This is a genomic window from Kineococcus rubinsiae, from assembly GCF_011839805.1.
Classification (GTDB): domain Bacteria; phylum Actinomycetota; class Actinomycetes; order Actinomycetales; family Kineococcaceae; genus Kineococcus; species Kineococcus rubinsiae.
In genome coordinates this window covers 1-18,004 of record NZ_VWPY01000036.1, presented here as the reverse complement: position 1 = coordinate 18,004, position 18,004 = coordinate 1, and the positions used below count along the sequence as shown (strand labels likewise).

General features: G+C 76.1%; 16 protein-coding genes and 1 tRNA gene. 4 read left to right on the top strand and 13 right to left on the bottom strand.

All coding sequences use genetic code 11. From position 1 onward, the window contains the following. Positions 1-29: 29 nt before the first annotated feature. The 8 genes from prfA to argS form a co-directional block, all read right to left on the bottom strand. A complete protein-coding gene (gene prfA, locus F1544_RS16025; RefSeq protein ID WP_167587079.1) occupies positions 30-1,103 on the bottom strand; it encodes a peptide chain release factor 1 in 1,074 nt (357 codons plus the stop codon). Between the two features lie 128 nt (positions 1,104-1,231). Beyond that, positions 1,232-1,450 carry a 50S ribosomal protein L31 gene (gene rpmE, locus F1544_RS16020; RefSeq protein WP_167587078.1) on the bottom strand — a complete coding sequence of 73 codons (219 nt, stop codon included), beginning with the start codon at positions 1,448-1,450 and terminating at the stop codon, positions 1,232-1,234. A gap of 199 nt (positions 1,451-1,649) precedes the next feature. Beyond that, the gene (gene rho, locus F1544_RS16015; RefSeq protein WP_167587077.1) at positions 1,650-3,983 is read right to left on the bottom strand and encodes a transcription termination factor Rho; all 2,334 of its coding nucleotides are present in this window, start codon (positions 3,981-3,983) and stop codon (positions 1,650-1,652) included. A 266-nt stretch (positions 3,984-4,249) separates the two neighbouring features. Next, positions 4,250-5,209: a homoserine kinase gene (gene thrB, locus F1544_RS16010; protein WP_308470119.1), complete on the bottom strand. Its 960-nt coding sequence runs from the start codon at positions 5,207-5,209 to the stop codon at positions 4,250-4,252. 6 nt (positions 5,210-5,215) lie between these two features. Next, positions 5,216-6,307 carry a threonine synthase gene (thrC, locus tag F1544_RS16005; protein WP_167587076.1) on the bottom strand — a complete coding sequence of 364 codons (1,092 nt, stop codon included), beginning with the start codon at positions 6,305-6,307 and terminating at the stop codon, positions 5,216-5,218. Continuing rightward, on the bottom strand, positions 6,307-7,638 hold the full coding sequence (locus F1544_RS16000) for a homoserine dehydrogenase (RefSeq protein ID WP_373368090.1): 1,332 nt from the start codon (positions 7,636-7,638) through the stop codon (positions 6,307-6,309). The genes thrC and F1544_RS16000 overlap by 1 nt, the downstream gene beginning before the upstream one ends. Before the next feature lie 76 nt (positions 7,639-7,714). Then, on the bottom strand, positions 7,715-9,121 hold the full coding sequence (lysA, locus tag F1544_RS15995; protein WP_167587104.1) for a diaminopimelate decarboxylase: 1,407 nt from the start codon (positions 9,119-9,121) through the stop codon (positions 7,715-7,717). Positions 9,122-9,147: 26 nt separating this feature from the next. Further along, entirely contained in the window at positions 9,148-10,812 is a 1,665-nt protein-coding gene (gene argS, locus F1544_RS15990; protein ID WP_167587074.1) for an arginine--tRNA ligase, read from the bottom strand. 125 nt (positions 10,813-10,937) lie between these two features. Between argS and F1544_RS15985 the strand changes: the two genes are divergently transcribed. Beyond that, a tRNA-Arg gene (locus F1544_RS15985) sits at positions 10,938-11,009 on the top strand. 24 nt (positions 11,010-11,033) lie between these two features. Further along, positions 11,034-11,720: a DUF1345 domain-containing protein gene (locus F1544_RS15980; protein ID WP_167587073.1), complete on the top strand. Its 687-nt coding sequence runs from the start codon at positions 11,034-11,036 to the stop codon at positions 11,718-11,720. Here F1544_RS15980 and F1544_RS15975 read toward each other — a convergent pair. Beyond that, positions 11,683-13,158, bottom strand: a complete 1,476-nt coding sequence (locus tag F1544_RS15975; protein WP_167587072.1) for a phytoene desaturase family protein — start codon at positions 13,156-13,158, stop codon at positions 11,683-11,685. The two genes, F1544_RS15980 and F1544_RS15975, sit on opposite strands and share 38 nt — an antisense overlap. A gap of 119 nt (positions 13,159-13,277) precedes the next feature. Here F1544_RS15975 and F1544_RS15970 point away from each other — a divergent pair, with 119 nt between their 5' ends. Further along, positions 13,278-13,982, top strand: a complete 705-nt coding sequence (locus F1544_RS15970) for a SprT-like domain-containing protein (protein ID WP_167587071.1) — start codon at positions 13,278-13,280, stop codon at positions 13,980-13,982. On the opposite strand, the gene F1544_RS15965 is transcribed toward F1544_RS15970, so the two are convergent. The 3 genes from F1544_RS15965 to F1544_RS15955 all read right to left on the bottom strand — a co-directional run bounded on the left by F1544_RS15965 (position 13,951) and on the right by F1544_RS15955 (position 16,407). Then, entirely contained in the window at positions 13,951-14,439 is a 489-nt protein-coding gene (locus F1544_RS15965) for a glutathione peroxidase (protein WP_167587070.1), read from the bottom strand. The two genes, F1544_RS15970 and F1544_RS15965, sit on opposite strands and share 32 nt — an antisense overlap. Continuing rightward, positions 14,436-15,278: a methyltransferase domain-containing protein gene (locus tag F1544_RS15960; RefSeq protein ID WP_167587069.1), complete on the bottom strand. Its 843-nt coding sequence runs from the start codon at positions 15,276-15,278 to the stop codon at positions 14,436-14,438. Before F1544_RS15960 ends, F1544_RS15965 begins: the two co-directional genes overlap by 4 nt. 76 nt (positions 15,279-15,354) lie before the next feature. Next, positions 15,355-16,407: an NAD(P)-binding domain-containing protein gene (locus F1544_RS15955; RefSeq protein WP_167587068.1), complete on the bottom strand. Its 1,053-nt coding sequence runs from the start codon at positions 16,405-16,407 to the stop codon at positions 15,355-15,357. Between the two features lie 105 nt (positions 16,408-16,512). Between F1544_RS15955 and F1544_RS15950 the strand changes: the two genes are divergently transcribed. Further along, on the top strand, positions 16,513-17,028 hold the full coding sequence (locus F1544_RS15950; RefSeq protein WP_167587067.1) for a phosphoribosyltransferase: 516 nt from the start codon (positions 16,513-16,515) through the stop codon (positions 17,026-17,028). Between the two features lie 33 nt (positions 17,029-17,061). Here F1544_RS15950 and F1544_RS15945 read toward each other — a convergent pair. Next, the coding region (locus F1544_RS15945) for an ATP-dependent helicase C-terminal domain-containing protein (protein ID WP_280114862.1) at positions 17,062-18,004 on the bottom strand (943 nt) is incomplete at its 5' end.

The following is an 18,004-nucleotide window of genomic DNA, read 5'->3' as shown; positions in this document are numbered from 1 at the left end:
GTTCGTGTAAGGTCGACGTAGTGCCTCCGTCAGGCGGGGGCGCCGACCGCCGCGAGCAGGGCGGCCTCGTCGGCGTCGATGCACGACTGCACGACCGGGTCGAGGTCGCCGTCCAGGACGGCGTCGAGGTTGTACGCCTTGAAGCCCGTGCGGTGGTCGGCGATGCGGTTCTCGCCGTAGTTGTAGGTGCGGATCCGCTCGGAGCGGTCGACCGTGCGGACCTGCGAGCGGCGGGCCGCCGAGGCCTGCGCGTCCGCGGCCTCCTGGGCGGCGGCGTGCAGCCGGGCCCGCAGGATCCGCAGGGCCTGCTCCTTGTTCTGCAGCTGCGACTTCTCGTTCTGGCAGGACACGACGATGCCCGTGGGCAGGTGCGTGATGCGCACGGCCGAGTCGGTCGTGTTGACGCTCTGCCCGCCGGGACCGGAGGAGCGGAAGACGTCGATGCGCAGGTCGTTCGCGTCGACCGCCACCTCGACCTCCTCGACCTCGGGCAGCACGAGGACCCCGACCGCGGAGGTGTGCACCCGGCCCTGGGACTCGGTGACGGGCACGCGCTGCACGCGGTGCACCCCGGCCTCGTACTTCAGCCGGTGCCAGACGCCCTCGGCCGCCGCCCCGCGCGTCTTCACGGCGACGGACACGTCCTTGAACCCGCCGAGGTCGCTGTCGGTGCTCTCCAGGACCTCCGTGCCCCAGCCGTGGCGCTCCGCGTAGCGCAGGTACATGCGCAGCAGGTCGCCGGCGAAGAGGGCCGACTCCTCGCCCCCCTCCCCCGCCTTGATCTCGAGGATCACGTCGCGGGCGTCGTCCGGGTCCTTCGGCAGGAGCAGGCGGCGCAGGCGCTCGCCGGCCTCGTCGGCGGCGGCCCGCAGACCGGGCAGCTCGGCCGCGAACCCCTCGTCCTCCGCGGCGAGCTCCGCCGCGGCGGCCGCGTCGTCCACGGCCGCGGTCCAGGTCGCGTGCGCGTCGACGACCCGGCCCAGCTCGGCGTAGCGCCGGCCCAGCGAGCGCGCCAGCCCCGCGTCGGCGTGCACCGACGGGTCGGCCAGGCGGCGCTCCAGCTCGGCGTGCTCGGCGAGCAGCGGCAGGACGGACTCGAACACTCGGGGGCTCCTCGACGGCGCCGGCGCTCGCGCAGGCGGGCTGCGCGACCACCGCGGGAAGGGTGGGGGAAAGCAGAACGCCGGCCCCGCCACCCTCGAGGGGCAGCAGGACCGGCGCCTGGGACGAGCTACTTGTCGGCGGTCTTCTTGCCGTAGCGCGCCTGGAAGCGGGCGACGCGGCCGCCCGTGTCCAGGATCTTCTGCTTGCCCGTGTAGAACGGGTGGCAGGCGCTGCAGACGTCGGCCTTGAGCTCGCCGGTCGTCGAGGTGCTGCGCGTCGTGAACGTGGAGCCGCAGGTGCAGGTGACCTGGGTCTCGACGTACTCCGGGTGGATTCCGGCCTTCATGGTGATCTCCTCGTCGCGTCGTCGGCCCCGGGTCGTCCCTGACGGGACGTGAGCCGGGACCTGCGGTCGGGGCAGTCTCCCACAGGAGCTGCTCGTCGGTCTCAACCCGGCGCCGGGGCCGGGTGTTCCCCGCCCGGGGGCGGGACGACGGACGCCCACGCCGCAGGGGCGTGGGCGTCCGTCGCTCGGGTCGAGGTCGTCAGTCCCGCTCGACGAGCGGGGTGGACGACTGCACCTGGTGCAGGAACTCCAGGTTGTTGCGGGTCTTCTTCAGGCGGTCGAGCAGCAGCTCGATGGACGCCTGGGCGTCGAGCGCGGTGACGACGCGGCGGAGCTTCCACACCGTCGCGAGCTCCTCGCGGGACATGAGGATCTCCTCGCGCCGCGTGCCCGAGGCCGGGACGTCGACGGCCGGGAAGATGCGCTTGTCGGCCAGCTGGCGCGACAGCCGCACCTCCATGTTCCCGGTGCCCTTGAACTCCTCGAAGATGACCTCGTCGGCCTTCGAGCCCGTCTCCACCAGGGCGGAGGCCAGGATCGTCAGCGAGCCGCCGTTCTCGATGTTGCGGGCGGCGCCGAAGAAGCGCTTCGGCGGGTACAGCGCCGAGGCGTCGACACCACCGGAGAGGATCCGGCCGCTGGCGGGGGCGGAGATGTTGTAGGCCCGCGACAGGCGGGTCAGGGAGTCCAGCAGCACGACGACGTCGTTGCCGAGCTCCACGAGGCGCTTGGCCCGCTCGATGGCGAGCTCGGCGACCGCCGTGTGGTCCGACGCCGGCCGGTCGAAGGTCGAGGCGATGACCTCGCCCTTCACCGTGCGCTGCATGTCCGTGACCTCTTCGGGACGCTCGTCCACGAGCACGACCATGAGGTGGCACTCGGGGTTGTTCGTCGAGATCGCGTTGGCGATGGCCTGCATGACCATCGTCTTGCCGGCCTTCGGCGGCGCCACGATGAGCCCGCGCTGACCCTTGCCGAGCGGGGACATCAGGTCGATGATCCGCGTCGTCATGATGTTCGGCTCGGTCTCGAGCCGCAGGCGGTCCTGCGGGTACAGCGGCGTCAGCTTGGTGAAGTCGGGCCGGTTCCTGGCCTGCTCCGGCGGTGCGCCGTTGATGGTGTCGACGCGGACCAGCGCGTTGAACTTCGAGCGCTGCCCCGTCTGCTCGCCCTCGCGGGGCTGGCGGACGGCACCGGTCACGGCGTCACCGGGGCGCAGGTTGTTCTTCTTCACCTGGCCCAGCGACACGTAGACGTCCCCGGCACCGGCGAGGTAGCCCGACGTGCGGATGAACGCGTAGTTGTCGAGCACGTCGAGGATGCCCGCGACGGGCGACAGGACGTCGTCCTCGCTGACCTCGACGTCGACCTCGGGGGCACCGTCGGGACGGGTCCCGCGGCGGCCCTTGCGGTCGCGGTAGCGGTTGCGGCGGCCGCGACGGCTGCCGTCGCCGTCGAAGTCGTCGGGGCCGGCGCTCGGGGCCGCGGCGGCCGGGCGCTCGGCCCGGTCACCGCGGTCGGCCCGCTCGGTGCGGTCCCCGCGGTCGGCGCGCTCGGTCCGGTCGCCGCGCTCGCCCCGGTCGGGACGCTCGGTGCGGCCGCGGTCGTCGCGGGCCTCGGGCTGGCGGTCGGGACGCGCGTCGCCGCGCGCCTCGGTCCGCTCGGCCGCGTCCTCGCGGACGGGCATCACGGGGAGCTCGACCTGCTGGTCGGGCTCGCGCACGCGCTCGCGGCGGGCCCGCTCGCGGCGCGAGGGGCGCTCACCGTCGGCGCGGCCCTCGGGCCGGCCGTCGGTGCGCGGCTCGGAGCGGTCGGTGCGCGGCGGCCGCCCGCCCGTGAACTCCTCGAGCGTCGGCACGAGCGACGCGCCGTCCTCGCGGACCGGCTCGGCCGCGGGCGACGCCGGGGCGGCGAGGCCGTCCAGCACGTCGGAGGCGGACTCGGCGGGCGAGGACTCGGTGGGCGCAGACTCCGTGGGCGAGGACTCGGCGCGAGCCGACTCGGCGGCGGGGGCCGAGGTGGCCGGGGCCCCCGCGGGAGCACCGGCGCGGCGGGAGCGCGAGCGGGGCGCGCGCCCCTCGACCGGCGCGGCGACGGGCTCGGCGGCCGGGGACGACGCGGTCTCCGGCTGCACACTCGCGGACGCGTCCTGCGCCGGGGCGTCGTGGGACGTGCCGTTCTGGGCCGCACCGTTCTGAGCGGCGCCGTTCGGGGCGCTGCCGTTCTGGGCCGCACCGTTCTGGGCGCTGCCGTTCTGGGCCGCACCGTTCTGGGCGGCGCCGTCCTGCACGGTCTCGGACTGCGGCGCCGGTGCCGCGGCCGCCCCGCCCCGCTGGGGCAGGCCGGACTGGTGGTCGCGGATGGCCGCGAGCAGGTCCACCTTGCGCATGCGCCCGGTGCCCGGGATGCCGAGCTCCGCGGCGAGCGACTGCAGCTGAGGCAGGCGTAGCGCGGAGAGGCTGCCGGCGGCGCGCGCCGCCGTCGCAGCGGCGGTCGGGCTGTCGGTGGCAGCGAGTTCGGTGGTGTTGGTCACGAAGGTCCTTCCCCCTCGTCAGCGACGGCCGGCAGATGGCGGCACGGTCGCGATGTCTACCCAGCGAGGGCAGGTGAACTGGATCCACGAAGCGCGCGGAGGAGCGCAAGATTGTCGTGGGAGGCGCCTGGTGACGGGACGGTGTCGGTACTCCGTGGTCCTCGACCGCGGTCCCGTCGGTGAGGTGCTGCTGACGATGCTAACACCCGCGGGCGGTGGTGCAGTCCGGGACGCCCGTTCGGCGCACCGCGGCGCGTCGCCGGCGCTCAAGGCGCTGCGGGACTCCAGCTCACGCCCGTGTCGGCGACGGGGCACGCGAGCACGCGCCACCCCCCGTCCGCGGCCGCGAGCGCCTCGACGTCGGCCACGCGCTCCGGGGTGGTGAGCACCAGGGCGCTCGGCCCGGCGCCCGAGACCACGGCGGCGAGCCCCTCGGCGCGCAGCCCGGCCAGCAGCCGGGCGGTGCGCGGCATCGCGGGGGCGCGCTGCGCCTGGTGCAGCTTGTCGACGGTCGCGTCCAGCAGCAGGTCCGGGTCGCTCGTCAGGGCGTGCACGAGCAGCCCCGCGCGCCCGGCCGTGAGGGCGGCGTCGGCGTGCGGCACGGTCGCGGGCAGCAGCGCCCGGGCCCGCGACGTCGCGAGCTCCTCCTGCGGCAGGCACACGACCGCGCGCACCCGCGGGTGCACCTCCAGCCGCACGGTCCGCACCCCGGCCGGGTGGGCCGGATCGTCGCCGCGCGTCCACGCGATCGTGAACCCGCCGACGACGGCCGGTGCGGCGTTGTCGGGGTGACCCTCGTGGCGCGTCGCCTCGACGAGCACCCGCTGGCGCAGGGCCTCGTCGGACTCATCGACCACGCCCGCCGCGGCGAGCAGCCCGCGCGCCGCCGCGAGCCCCGCGACGATCGCCGACGCCGAGGACCCGAGCCCGCGTCCGTGCGGGATCACGTTGCGGCACAGCAGGTGCAGACCCGGCGCGGCGAAGCCCGCCGCCGTCAGCTCCTCGCGCAGGACGCGCACGACGAGGTGCCGCTCGTCCAGCGGGACCCGCCCGGCCCCCTCGCCCTCGACCTCCACCTCGAGGCCGGCGGCGACGACCTCGGCGCGGACCTCGTCGCGCAGCTCGAGCGCGAGGCCGAAGGCGTCGAAGCCGGGCCCGAGGTTCGCGCTGGTCGCCGGGACGCGCACCGCGACGGACGTGCCGGGGGGCAGCTGCGTCAGCGTCACCCGGCCTCAGACCTCCAGCTGCAGGGCGCGGGCGATGGTCACGGCGTCGGGCTGCACGCGCACGGGCTGCACGGCGCGGCGGACGCCGTCGGCGCCCTCCCCGCCCAGCTCGAGGGCCCACTGCGGGTCCTTCAGGCCGTGGCCCGTCACCGTGATGACGATGCGCTGGCCCCGGTCGACCTCGCCGGCCTCGGCCGCGGCGATGAGCCCGGCCGCCCCGGCGGCGCTGGCCGGCTCGACGAAGACGCCCTCCTTGGCGGAGAGCCAGCGGTGCGCCGCGAGGATCTGCTCGTCGGTGACCGCGTCGATGCGCCCGCCGGACTCGTCGCGCGCGGTCGTCGCGCCCGTCCACGAGGCGGGCCGGCCGATGCGGATGGCCGTGGCGATCGTCTCGGGCTCGTCGACGGGGTGGCCCTTGACCAGCGGCGAGGCGCCCTCGGCCTGGAAGCCCCACATGCGGGGGCGGTGCGCGGCGGTGCCGTCGGCCGCGTACTCGCTGTAGCCCTTCCAGTAGGCCGTGATGTTGCCCGCGTTGCCGACGGGCAGGCAGTGGATGTCCGGGGCGTCGCCCAGGACGTCGACGACCTCGAAGGCGCCGGTCTTCTGGCCCTCGATGCGGAAGGGGTTGACGGAGTTCACGAGCTCGACGGGGTAGGCCTCGGCGAGCTTGCGCGCCTGGGTGAGGCAGTCGTCGAAGTTGCCGTCGACCTGCAGCAGCGTCGCGCCGTGCGCGACGGCCTGGCTGAGCTTGCCCATGGCGATCTTGCCGTCGGGCACGAGGACGGCGCAGCGGATGCCCGCCGCCGTCGCGTACGCCGCGGCCGAGGCGGAGGTGTTGCCGGTGGAGGCGCAGATGACGACCTCGGCCCCGGCCTCCTTGGCCTTCGACATCGCCATCGTCATGCCCCGGTCCTTGAAGGACGCGGTCGGGTTGCAGCCGTCCACCTTGAGCCAGACCTCGCAGCCCGTCAGCTCCGACAGGTGCGGCGCCCGCACGAGCGGCGTGCCGCCCTCCCCCAGCGTCACCACCGGGGTGGCCGCCGTCACCGGCAGCCGGTCGCGGTACTCCTCGATCAGTCCTCGCCACACGTGCGCCATCAGGCGTCCGCTCCCCCGTCGGTGTCGTTGTTGCCCTCCACGCGCAGCACGCCCGCCACCGAGTCCACGATGTCGAGGCCCTCGAGCTCGTCGACCGTGGCCGACAGCGCCGCGTCCGTCGCGGTGTGCGTCACGACGACCAGCACGGCGCGGCCCGCGTCGTCCTGGCGCTGCTGCACCGCCTCGATCGAGACGCCGTGACCCGCGAAGACGCCCGCGACCTGCGCGAGCACCCCCGGCTTGTCGGCCACGTCGAGGCGCACGTGGTAGCGCGTGATGGTGTCGTCCATGGGCAGGACGGGGAGCTCGGCGTAGGCCGACTCCCCCGGCCCGCGCCCGCCCAGCAGGCGGTGGCGGGCCACGGCGACGGCGTCGCCCAGCACGGCGCTCGCCGTGGGCAGCCCACCGGCGCCGGGGCCGTAGAACATCAGCTGGCCCGCGGCCTCGGCCTCGACGTAGACGGCGTTGTAGGCGCCGCGCACGCCCGCGAGCTGGTGGCCCAGCGGCAGCATCGCCGGGTGCACGCGCACGGACACGGCCTCGGTGGGCCGGCCCTCGGCGTCGGTGCCGGCGACGCGCTCGCAGATCGCGAGCAGCTTCACGACGCAGCCCTGCAGCTGCGCGGCGCGCACGTCGGCCGCGCTGACCTCGGTGATCCCCTCGCGGTGCACGTCGTCGAGGCTCACGCGGGTGTGGAAGGCCAGCGAGGCGAGGATCGCGGCCTTGGCCGCGGCGTCGAAGCCCTCGACGTCGGCCGTCGGGTCCGCCTCGGCGTAGCCCAGCGACTGCGCCTGCTCGACGGCCTCGGCGAAGCCCATGCCCGTCGAGTCCATCTTGTCGAGCACGTAGTTCGTGGTGCCGTTGACGATGCCCAGCACGCGCGTGACCCGGTCGCCCGCCAGCGACTCCCGCAGCGGGCGCAGCAGCGGGATCGCGCCCGCGACGGAGGCCTCGTAGTACAGGTCGACGCTGTTCTTGGCGGCGGCCTCGTACAGCGTCGGGCCGTCGGCGGCCAGCAGCGCCTTGTTGGCCGTCACGACGCCCGCACCGTGCGCCATGGCGCGCAGGATCAGCCCGCGGGCGGGCTCGATGCCGCCGATGACCTCGATGACGACGTCGGCCCGCGTGACGAGCTCCTCGGCGTCGGTCGTGAACAGCGACGGGTCCAGACCCAGCCCGCGGTCGCGGCCGAGCCGGCGCACGGCGATGCCGACGAGCTCCAGCGGCGCGCCCACGCGCGCGGCCAGCTCGTCGGCCTGGCTCGTCAGCAGCCGGGCCACCTCGGTGCCGACCACCCCGCACCCGAGCAGTGCGACCCTCACCGGCTCCACCTGGCCTGTCCTCTCGTCCACCTGCACACCCCGTCCACCCTCTCACCCGCGTCCCGGCCGCTCCGACCGGTTCGCGTCACCCCGCGTCGAGGGCCAGCAGGTCCTCGGGCGTCTCGCGGCGCACCAGCACGCGCGAGGCCCCGTCGCGCACCGAGACGACGCCGGGCCGCGGGAGCTGGTTGTAGTTGCTCGCCATGCTGCGGCAGTAGGCGCCCGTGCCGGGCACGGCCAGCAGGTCCCCGGCCGCCGCGTCGGCGGGCAGGAACTCGTCCTTGACGACGACGTCCCCGCTCTCGCAGTGCTTGCCGACGACGCGGCTGAGGACGCCGGGCGCGGTGGAGGCCCGCGAGGCCAGCGTCGCGGAGTAGTCCGCGTCGTAGAGGGCCGTGCGGATGTTGTCGCTCATCCCGCCGTCGACCGACACGTAGCGGCGGCGCGCACCCCCGTCGAGGGCCACGTCCTTCGTGGTGCCGACCTCGTAGAGCGTGAAGGTGCTCGGCCCGGAGATCGAGCGGCCCGGCTCGACGGAGACCTTGGGCACCGCGATGCCCTGCGAGAGGCACTCGCGCGCGACGATCTCGGCGAGGCGGCCCGCGATCTCCGCGGGCCCCAGCGGCTGGTGCTCGGAGGTGTAGGCCATGCCGAAGCCGCCGCCGAGGTCGATCTCCGGCAGCTCGACGCCGTGCTCGCGCTGCACGCCGTGGTGCAGGCCGAGCAGCCGGCGCGCGGAGACCTCGAAGGCGCCCATGTCGAAGATCTGCGAGCCGATGTGGCTGTGCAGCCCCCGCAGCTGGAGCTCCGGGTGCCCGACGACCCGCGCCACCGCGAGCTCGGCCTGGCCGCCCGCGAGCGACAGGCCGAACTTCTGGTCCTCGTGCGCCGTGGCGATGTAGGAGTGCGTGTGGGCCTCGACGCCGACCGTGACGCGCAGCATGACCGGCGCGACGACGCCCAGCTCGCGGGCGATCGAGGCGACGACCTCGATCTCCTCGAGGGAGTCCACGACGATCCGGCCGAGGCCGGCCTGCAGCGCGGCGCGGATCTCGCCGCGGCTCTTGTTGTTGCCGTGCAAGGCGATCCAGTCGGGACGGACCCCGCCGCGCAGGCCGAGGGTGAACTCGCCGCTGCTGCAGGTGTCCAGGTGCAGGCCGTCCTCGGCGATCCAGCGGGCGACGCCCGTGGCCAGGAACGACTTGCCCGCGTAGTAGACGTCGGCGCCGTCGCACAGGTCGGCGAAGGCGTCCGCGAACGCGTCGCGGTAGGCCACCGCGCGGGCGCGGAAGTCCTCCTCGTCCAGCACGAACACGGGGGTGCCGTGGGTCGCGGCGATCTCGGCGGCGCTCAGGCCGCCGACCGTGAGGACGCCGTCGGCGTCGCGGCCCACGGTCCTCGACCACAGCTGCGGCAGCAGCTCGTTAACGTCGGCGGGCGCCTGCAGCCACGACGGGACGATGGCGGTGACGCCCGCCCCCGGGGAGTGCATCGAGCCGGCCTCGTGGGTGCGCGCCACTACATGCGCTCCGGGGCGCTGACGCCGAGCAGCCGGAGGCCGTTGGCGAGCACCTGGCGGGTCGCGTCGTTGACCCACAGGCGGGTGCGGTGCACGTCGGTGACGTCCTCGTCGGCGCGCGGGGAGATCCGGCAGGCGTCGTAGAACTTGTGGTACTTGCCCGCCAGCTCCTCGAGGTAGCGCGCGACGCGGTGCGGCTCGCGCAGCTCGGCCGCGCGGGCCACGACGGCGGGGAACTCCGCCAGCGCCGCGAGCAGCAGCGACTCGGTCTCCTCCACGAGCAGGGAGGGGTCGAAGGCGTCCTCGCGCCGCACGCCCGCGGCGGCCGCGTTCACGCCCACGTTGACCGTGCGGGCGTGCGCGTACTGCACGTAGAACACGGGGTTGTCGTTGCTGCGCTTGACGAGCAGGTCGAGGTCGATGTCGATGGAGGTGTCGACGGAGGAGCGCACGAGCGAGTACCGGGCCGCGTCGACGCCGACCTGCTCGACGAGGTCCTCCATCGTCACGACCGTGCCGGCCCGCTTGCTCATCCGGACGGGGACGCCGTCCTTGACGAGGTTCACCATCTGCCCGATGAGGATCTCGAGGTTCTTCCCCGGCACGTCGCCGAAGGCCGCGCACATCGCCATCATCCGGGCCACGTACCCGTGGTGGTCGGCGCCCAGCATGATGACGGCGCGGTCGAACCCGCGCTCGCGCTTGTCCAGGTAGTAGGCCAGGTCGCCCGAGATGTAGGCCGCGTTGCCGTCGCTCTTGACGACCACCCGGTCCTTGTCGTCGCCGAACGCGCTGGTGCGCAGCCAGGTCGCGCCGTCGGCCTCGTAGACGTTGCCGAGCTCGCGCAGGCGCGCGAGCGCCCGGTCGACGGCCCCGGAGGCGTGCAGGGAGTCCTCGTGGAAGTAGACGTCGAAGTGGACCCCGAACTCGCCGAGGCTCTGGCGGATCTCGGCGAACATCAGCTCGACGCCCTCGCGGCGGAACGTCTCCTGCTGGACCTCGCGGGGCTCCTCGAGCAGGCCGGGCACCTTGGCGATCACCGCGCCCGCGATCTCGGAGATGTAGTCGCCGCCGTAGCCGTCCTCGGGGGCCGGCTCGTCGTGCGCGCGGGCCAGCAGCGACCGGGCGAACCGGTCGATCTGGGCGCCGTGGTCGTTGAAGTAGTACTCGCGGGTGACCTCGGCGCCGGCCGCCTCCAGGACCCGGGCCAGCGAGTCGCCCACGGCGGCCCAGCGGGTCCCGCCCAGGTGGATGGGGCCCGTGGGGTTGGCGGAGACGAACTCGAGGTCGATGCGCTCGCCCGCGATCGCCGTGCCGCGCCCGTAGGCGGGGCCGGCCTCGACGACGTCGCGGGCCAGGCCGCCCGCGGCCGCGGCGTCGAGCGTGACGTTGAGGAACCCCGGCCCGGCGACGTCGACGGCGGCGATGCCGGGGACCTGCGCGAGGCGCCCGGCGAGCACCGCGGCGACCTCGCGCGGGGGCCGGCCGACCTTCTTGGCCAGCTGCAGCGCGACGCTCGTGGCCCAGTCGCCGTGGTCGCGGTTCTTCGGGCGCTCCACGCGGACCTCGGCCGGGACGTCGGCGGGGTCGACGGTCAGCTCACCGGCCGCGGCAGCCGCGGTCAGGGCGTCCGTCAGGGCGCGGGACAGCTCGGCGGGGGTCACGAGGCACGAGCTTACCGGCGCGCGCCCCACCTCCCCCGCGCGCAGCGGCGGGACGGCCCGGGCGGTCGGGGGGCACCGGGCGGTCGGGAGGCACCGGGACGCGCTGGTACGGTTGGCCCACCCGAGCCCCCGTAGCTCAGGGGATAGAGCATCGCCCTCCGGAGGCGTGTGCGCAGGTTCGAATCCTGCCGGGGGCACCTCCTCTCACCTAGGCTCCCCGCGTGGCCAGCTCCGCGGGCGCTCCCCGCCGTCTCCGGTCCGTCCTGCGCACCGAGACCGGCCGCTACTACGGCGCCTTCGCCGTCGCCCTCCCCCTGGCCGTCGCGGTCTCCGCCGTCCTGCAGCTGCGGGTCGAGCTGTCGCTGCCCGTGGTGCTGGCCGTGACGCTGGTCGTCGTCTACGGCCTGGCCCTGCTCACCTACGTCGTGCTGACCCTCGTCGCCTTCGGCACCGACCTGGGCGCGGCCGTCGCCGCGGACCCCCCGCGCCCCGGCGGCTCCCGCACGGCGCTGCAGCCCGGCGCGTCCATGGCCGCCAGCTACGCCGTCATCGCCATGGCCGCCGCGGTGTGGCTGGCCCTGTCCCGCGGCAGCGACGTCGGCCTGCCCGCCTCGGGCGTGATGACGGCGCTGCTCGTGCTCGCCGCCTGGGCGACCATGGTCGTGACCTACGCGGCCGACTACGCCCGCCGGCAGGCGGTGTCGCCGGGGCTGGAGTTCCCGGGTGAGCCGCCCACGGGCTTCGGCGACTACCTGTACTTCTCCGCCGCGGTGTCCACGACGTTCGGCACGACGGACGTGACGGTCACGACGCGCGCGCTGCGCCGCGTCGTCACGGGCCACGCGCTCGTCGCCTTCGTGTTCAACACCGTCATCGTGGGGCTGCTGGTGTCGACCCTGCTGGCGTGAGCCCGTCGGCGCCGACGCGGATGCCGAAGCGGTGCCGCAGCGCGCGCCGGGCCGCGTGCACGCCCGACATCCCGTGCACGCCCGCCCCGGGCGAGGTCGCCGCCGAGCACAGGTACACGCCGGGCAGCGGCGTCCGGTAGGGGTCCCAGCGCGGCACGGGCCGGAACAGCAGCTGCCACGGGGTGACGGCGCCCGAGGCGATGTCCCCGCCGACCTGGTTCGGGTTCTCCGCCGCCAGGTCGACCGCGCGGCGCACGGTCCGGGCCAGCACCAGGTCGGAGAAGCCCGGCGCGAACCGCTCGACCTGCGCCTGCACGGCGTCGCCCACGTCGACCGTCGAGCCGAGCGGCACGTGCGCGTAGGTCCACAGCGTCTGCGCCCCGCCCGGCGCGCGGTCGGGGTCCACCACCCCGGGCTGGGCGAGGAGCACGTAGGGCCGCTCGGCGTGCCGGCCCGCCGCGACGTCCGCCTCGGCGGCGACGATCTGCGCCCGGGTGCCGCCGACGTGGACGGTGCCCGCGGCCGCGAGCCCCGGCGCGCTCCAGGGCACGGGACCGGACAGCGCGAAGTGCACGGGCGCGGCCGCGGAGACGTGGCGGTAGCGGCGCAGCCAGGCGGCGTAGCCGGCCGGGAGGTCGTCGCCCGCGAGCGCCAGCAGGCCGCGCGGCACCACGTCGAGCAGGACGGCGCGGGCGCGCGGCAGGTCGCGCAGCGAGGCGACCGGCGAGGACGTGACGACCCGCCCGCCCAGCGCACGGACCTCGGCGACCAGCGCGTCCGTGATCGACTGCGAGCCGCCGCGCGGCACGGGCCAGCCGACGGCGTGGGCGAGCGTCGCGAGCATCACCCCGGCCCCGGCGGGGCCGATGGCGCGGGGCGGGGCGATGGCGTGGGCCGCGACGCCCGTGAACAGCGCCGGGGCCTCCTCGCCGCGGAAGCGGGCGCCCCAGGCGGGCGACGCCTGCTCCAGCACGGCCAGGCCGAGGCGCAGCGTGGCCGTCAGGTCGCTCGGCACGGTCCGCCAGTCCGACAGCGCCACGCCGACGACGTCGCGCCAGCGCTCGACCAGGGGCAGGAACAGGCGGCGCCAGGCCTCGCCGTCGCGGCCGAGCCCGTCCGCCGTGGCGTCCAGGTCGCGCAGCGCGAGCGCGGCGCGGCCCCCGTCCAGCGGGTGGCCGTAGGCGACGTCGGGCTGCAGCAGGTCGACGCCGTGCGCGGGCAGGTCGAAGGCCGCCAGGAACGGCGACGCCAGCGCCAGCGGGTGCACCGCGGAACCCGTGTCGTGCCGGAACCCCGGCAGCGTGACCTCCTGGGTGCGGGCCCCGCCCCCCGCGGTCGCGGCCTGCTCGTGGACCTCGACCTCGAGACCGGCGCGGGCCAGCACGACCGCGGCGGCCAGGCCGTTCGGACCGGACCCCACGACGACGGCATCGACCATGCGCCGAGCCTCGCACGGCCCTGCGACCCGGCTGTCGGGGGCGGGTGGTGGGATGCCCTCGCCGGGACGTCCGGCGGGTGCGGGAGCGCCGGGGTGGCGGAGTGCGGGAGCGTGCAGGGGTGGACGTCGGGGCGGCCGTGGCGATGGCCGAGGGGGTGCTCGCGCAGCACGGGCTGCGGGGCTGGACCGTCGTGCTGGACCGCGCGAAGAAGCGCGCGGGCGTCTGCCGCTTCGACCGGCGCCAGATCGGGCTGAGCCGGGAGCTGACCGCGCTGCACTCCGAGGCCGAGGTCCGCGAGACCGTCCTGCACGAGGTCGCCCACGCGCTCACCGGGCCGGGCCACGGCCACGACGCCCGCTGGCGGGCCACGGCCCGGCGCATCGGCAGCACAGGCGAGCGGCTGGTCGCGGTGACGGCGCCGCGGGCGCCCGCACCCTGGGTGGGGACCTGCCCCGCCGGGCACACCGCCGACCGGCACCGCCGGCCCGAGCGCGTCACGGCCTGCGGGGTCTGCGGGACGGCCTTCGACGTCGCGCACGTGCTGACGTGGCGACACCACGGCCGGCTCGTCGACCTCGGCGAGGCCTACCGCTCCGAGCTGGCGCGCCTCGCCGGGGCGGACGCGCCGACGGCCAGCCGGCTGGCCGTCGGCACGCTCGTGCGGGTGCGCGGCGCGGGCCGCTTCGCCGGCACGGTGGGGCGCATCGTCAAGCGGGGCCGGACGAAGTACCACGTCGCGACCGCGCGGGGCGTGCTCGCGGCGCCCTTCGCGCTGGTCGAGGCGGCTCCCGTCAGCGCGGCAGCTGCGCCTCCAGCGCGCTGACGAGCTCCGGGGCCTCGGGCTCGGTGCGCGAGCGGAACCGCGCGACGACGTCCCCCGCCGGGGAGACGAGGAACTTCTCGAAGTTCCAGGCCACGTCGCCGGCCTCGCCCGCCCCGTCGGTCTGCGCGGTGAGCTCGGCGAACAGCGGGGTGCGGCCCTCGCCGTTGACGTCGGACTTCTCCGTCATGGGGAACGTCGTGCCCCACGTGGCCGAGCAGAACTCGGCGATCTCCTCGGCCGAGCCCGGCTCCTGGCCCTTGAACTGGTTGCAGGGCACGCCGAGGACGGTGAAGCCGCGGTCGGCGTAGCGCGCCTGGAGCGCCTGCAGCCCCTCGTACTGCCGGGTGAAGCCGCAGCGCGAGGCGACGTTGACGACGAGGACGGCCTTGCCCTGCAGCGCAGCGGGGTCGAGGGTGCCGCCGGTGAGCGCGGGCAGGGGCGCGTCGAAGAGGGTCATGGCGCGACGCTACCCGGCGCCCCGGCGACCCGGCAGAGCACCTCGCCGTGGGTCATGGCCATCCAGCCGTCGGGGTGGGCGGTCCACTCCCGCCAGGCGCCGACCATGGCGGCGACGCCGTCCTCGTCGGCCGCGCCGGTGGCCAGCATCCGCCCCGTGAGGCCGGAGGCGCCCGTGCGCTCGGCCCACGTGCCGCCCCACCAGTCGCGGTCCTCGCGGGTCGCGAACAGCCACACCGAGGCCGAGGGCACCACGTCGGTGAAGCCCGCCGCGCGGGCCCAGGCGGGCAGCCGGGACCCGGCGTCGGGGTCGCCGCCGGTGGCGCGGGCGGTGCGGCGGTAGGCCTCGCGCCAGGCGTGCAGGCCGGGCAGGTCCGGGAACGCGTGGACGGTCGCCCAGTCGACGTCGCGCACGGCCACGACCCCGCCCGGGCGGGTCACGCGGCGCGCCTCGCGCAGCGCGCCCACCGGGTCGGGCAGGTGCTGCAGCACCTGGTGGGCGTGCACGACGTCGAACTCCCCGTCGGCGAAGGGCAGCGCGAGGGCGTCGGCGACGACGAGCTCGACCTCGACCCCGCGCTCGTCCGCGGCGGCCCGGGCCGTGGCCAGGACCTCCGCCGACACGTCGACCCCGACGACCCGGCCCGGCGCCACGCGCGCCGCGAGGTCGGCCGTGATGCTGCCGACGCCGCAGCCCAGGTCGAGCACCGTGGTCCCGGGGGCCAGGTGCGGCAGCAGGTGCGGCGCGGAGTTCGCGACGGTGCGGCGGCCGTGCGAGGCGCGCACCGCGGGGGCGTAGCCGTGCAGGTAGCCGGCCTCGGGAGCGGGGTTCGGGGGCATGCGGCGATCATGGCCCGACGCTGCCACGGCGTCCACGATACGGGACGGCCGTCTCACCACGTGGGACAGGCAGCGGTCAGCGCCCGGCGAGCACCTCGCGGACCGCCTGCCGCGCAGCGCGACTCGCGCCGATGGTGCTCGCCGAGGGGCCGTAGCCGACGAGGTGCAGCCGCGGCTCCCGCACGACCAGCGAGCCCTCGACGCGGATGCCGCCGCCGGGTTCGCGCAGCTTCAGGGGCCGCAGGTGGTCCAGCGCCGGGCGGAACCCCGTCGACCACAGGACCGCGTCCGCGGGCTGGGTGCTGCCGTCGGCCCACTGCACGCCGTCGGGCACGAGGCGGGCGAACATCGGGTGCCGCTTGAGCACCCCGCGGTCGCGCAGCGCCGCGATCGCGGGCGTCAGCGGCAGGCCCGTCACCGACACGACGCTGCCCGGGGGCAGCCCCGCCGCCACCCGCTGCTCGACGAGGGCGACGGCCGCGCGGCGCTGCTCCTCGCCGAAGTCGTCCTCGCGGAACTCCGGTTCGCGGCGCGTCACCCAGGTCGTGGCGGCGACCTCGGAGACCTCCCCCAGCAGCTGCACGGCCGAGATGCCGCCCCCGACCACCACGACGTGCTGGTCGCGGAACTCCTCGGGCCCGTCGTAGTCGGCCGTGTGCAGCTGGCGGCCCCGGAACTCGTCCTGCCCCGGGTAGCGCGGCCAGAACGGCCGCGTCCACGTCCCCGTCGCGTTGACGACCGCGCGCGCCGCGAAGGTCCCCGCGTCGGAGTCCACGAGCAGGCGACCGCCCGCGCGGCGCACGGCGCTCACGGCGACCGGCCGGCGCACGGGGAAGCCGAGGCGCTCCTCGTAGGCCGCGAAGTAGGCGGGCACGACCTCCGACGCCGGCGCCTGCGGGTCGACGTCGCCCAGCGGGAAGCCCGGCAGGTCGTGCACGCCGTTGACGTCGGCCATCCGCAGCGTGCGCCAGCGGTGCGACCAGGCCCCGCCCGGGGCGTCGCCCGCGTCCAGCACGACGAAGCCGCGGTCGGGCGCGAGCCCGCCGCGCTCCAGGAAGTGCGCGCTGGACAGGCCGGCCTGCCCGGCGCCGATGACGACGACGTCGACCGTGGTCAGGGCAGGGCTCATCCGCACTCCCGGCCGCGCGCACAAGACGTCACAGTCAGTGATGGTAGGTCGCCGGAGGCTCGCGGCGCGCGCCGATGGCGAGACCGCGGCCGGTACCGTCCTCGCGTGACGCCGGACACCCCTCCCCGCGAGGTCCTCACCTGGTCGCTGTTCGGCACCGCGGTGCGCGAGCTCGCCACCTCCATCGCCGACGACGGCTACGAGCCGGAGGTGCTGCTGGGGATCGCGCGCGGCGGCCTGCCCCTGGTCGCGGGCCTCGCCTACGCCCTCGACGTGAAGACGACGGCGACCATCAACGTCGAGTTCTACACGGGCGTCGACAGCCGGCTGCCCGAGCCCGTGGTGCTGCCGCCGTCGGTGGACCTGGCCGACCTCGCGGGCCGCCGCGTCCTCGTGGTCGACGACGTCGCCGACACGGGCCGCACGCTGGCCGTGGTCGTCGCCCTCGTCCGCGCGACGGGCGCCGACACCCGCACGGCCGTCGTCTACGAGAAGTCCTCGACCCGGGTCAGCCCCGAGTACGCCTGGCGCAGCACCGACCGCTGGATCGACTTCCCGTGGTCCGCCGAGGGCCCCGTGCCGAACCTCCCCGCGCGCGAGGAGCCGCGCGGAACCGCCTAGCCCTCCTCAGCGCGGGGGCCTCAGCGCGGGACTTCAGCGCGGGGGCTTCGGCTTCAGGCGGGCCGTCGGCGCGGCGGCGAGCGGGTCCTCCGGCCACGGGTGCCGGGGGTAGCGCCCGCGCATCTCCCCGCGCACCTGCGGGTAGACGCCGCGCCAGAACGACTCCAGGTCCGCGGTGACCGCGAGCGGCCGCCCGGCGGGTGAGAGCAGGTGCACGACGACGGCCACCCGGCCCTCGGCGACGCGCGGGGACGTCCGCCACCCGAAGGCCTCCTGCAGCTTCAGGGCGAGCACGGGCGCGGCCGGGTCGGCGTAGTCCAGACGGGCGCGGCGGCCCGTGGGGACGTCCACGTGCTCGGGGGCCAGCTCGGCGAGGCGGCCGGCGAGCTCCCACGGCAGCAGCCGCCGCAGCGCGGCGGCCACGTCGACGCGGGCCAGGTCGCGGCGCGCGGTCGCCGCCGCGAGGTCCGGGCCCAGCCACTCCGGCAGCCGCGCCAGCAGCGCCTCGTCGCCGAGGTCGGGCCACTGCGGCCCGAGCGCGCCCCGGCAGCACGCCACCCTGCGACGCAGGGACTCCGCGGCCGGCGTCCACGTCAGGAGGGCGAGCCCCTCGCGGCGCACGCCGTCGGCCAGCGCGGCCTGCACGGCGGCCGCGGGCGGCTGCCGCAGCGGGCGCTCGGACAGCACGAGGGACCCGAGCCGCTCGACGCGGCGGGCCCGCACGTCCCCCTCGCGCCACACGACCTCGTCGGCGACGACGACGTCGGCCGCGGCCACGTCGCGGGCCAGCTCCTCCGTGACGGCGACCGCCGAGCGGACCAGAGCGGACGCCTGCCCCGGCGCCCGGGACGCGACGGCCACGGCCAGCCAGCCCGCGCCCTGCAGGGCCGAGCCCGGCGCGAGCTCGAGGCCCGTGCCGCCCGCGCTGGTGAAGGCCCCGGCCCCGCGGCGGCGCGCGAGCCGCTCGGGGTGGGCG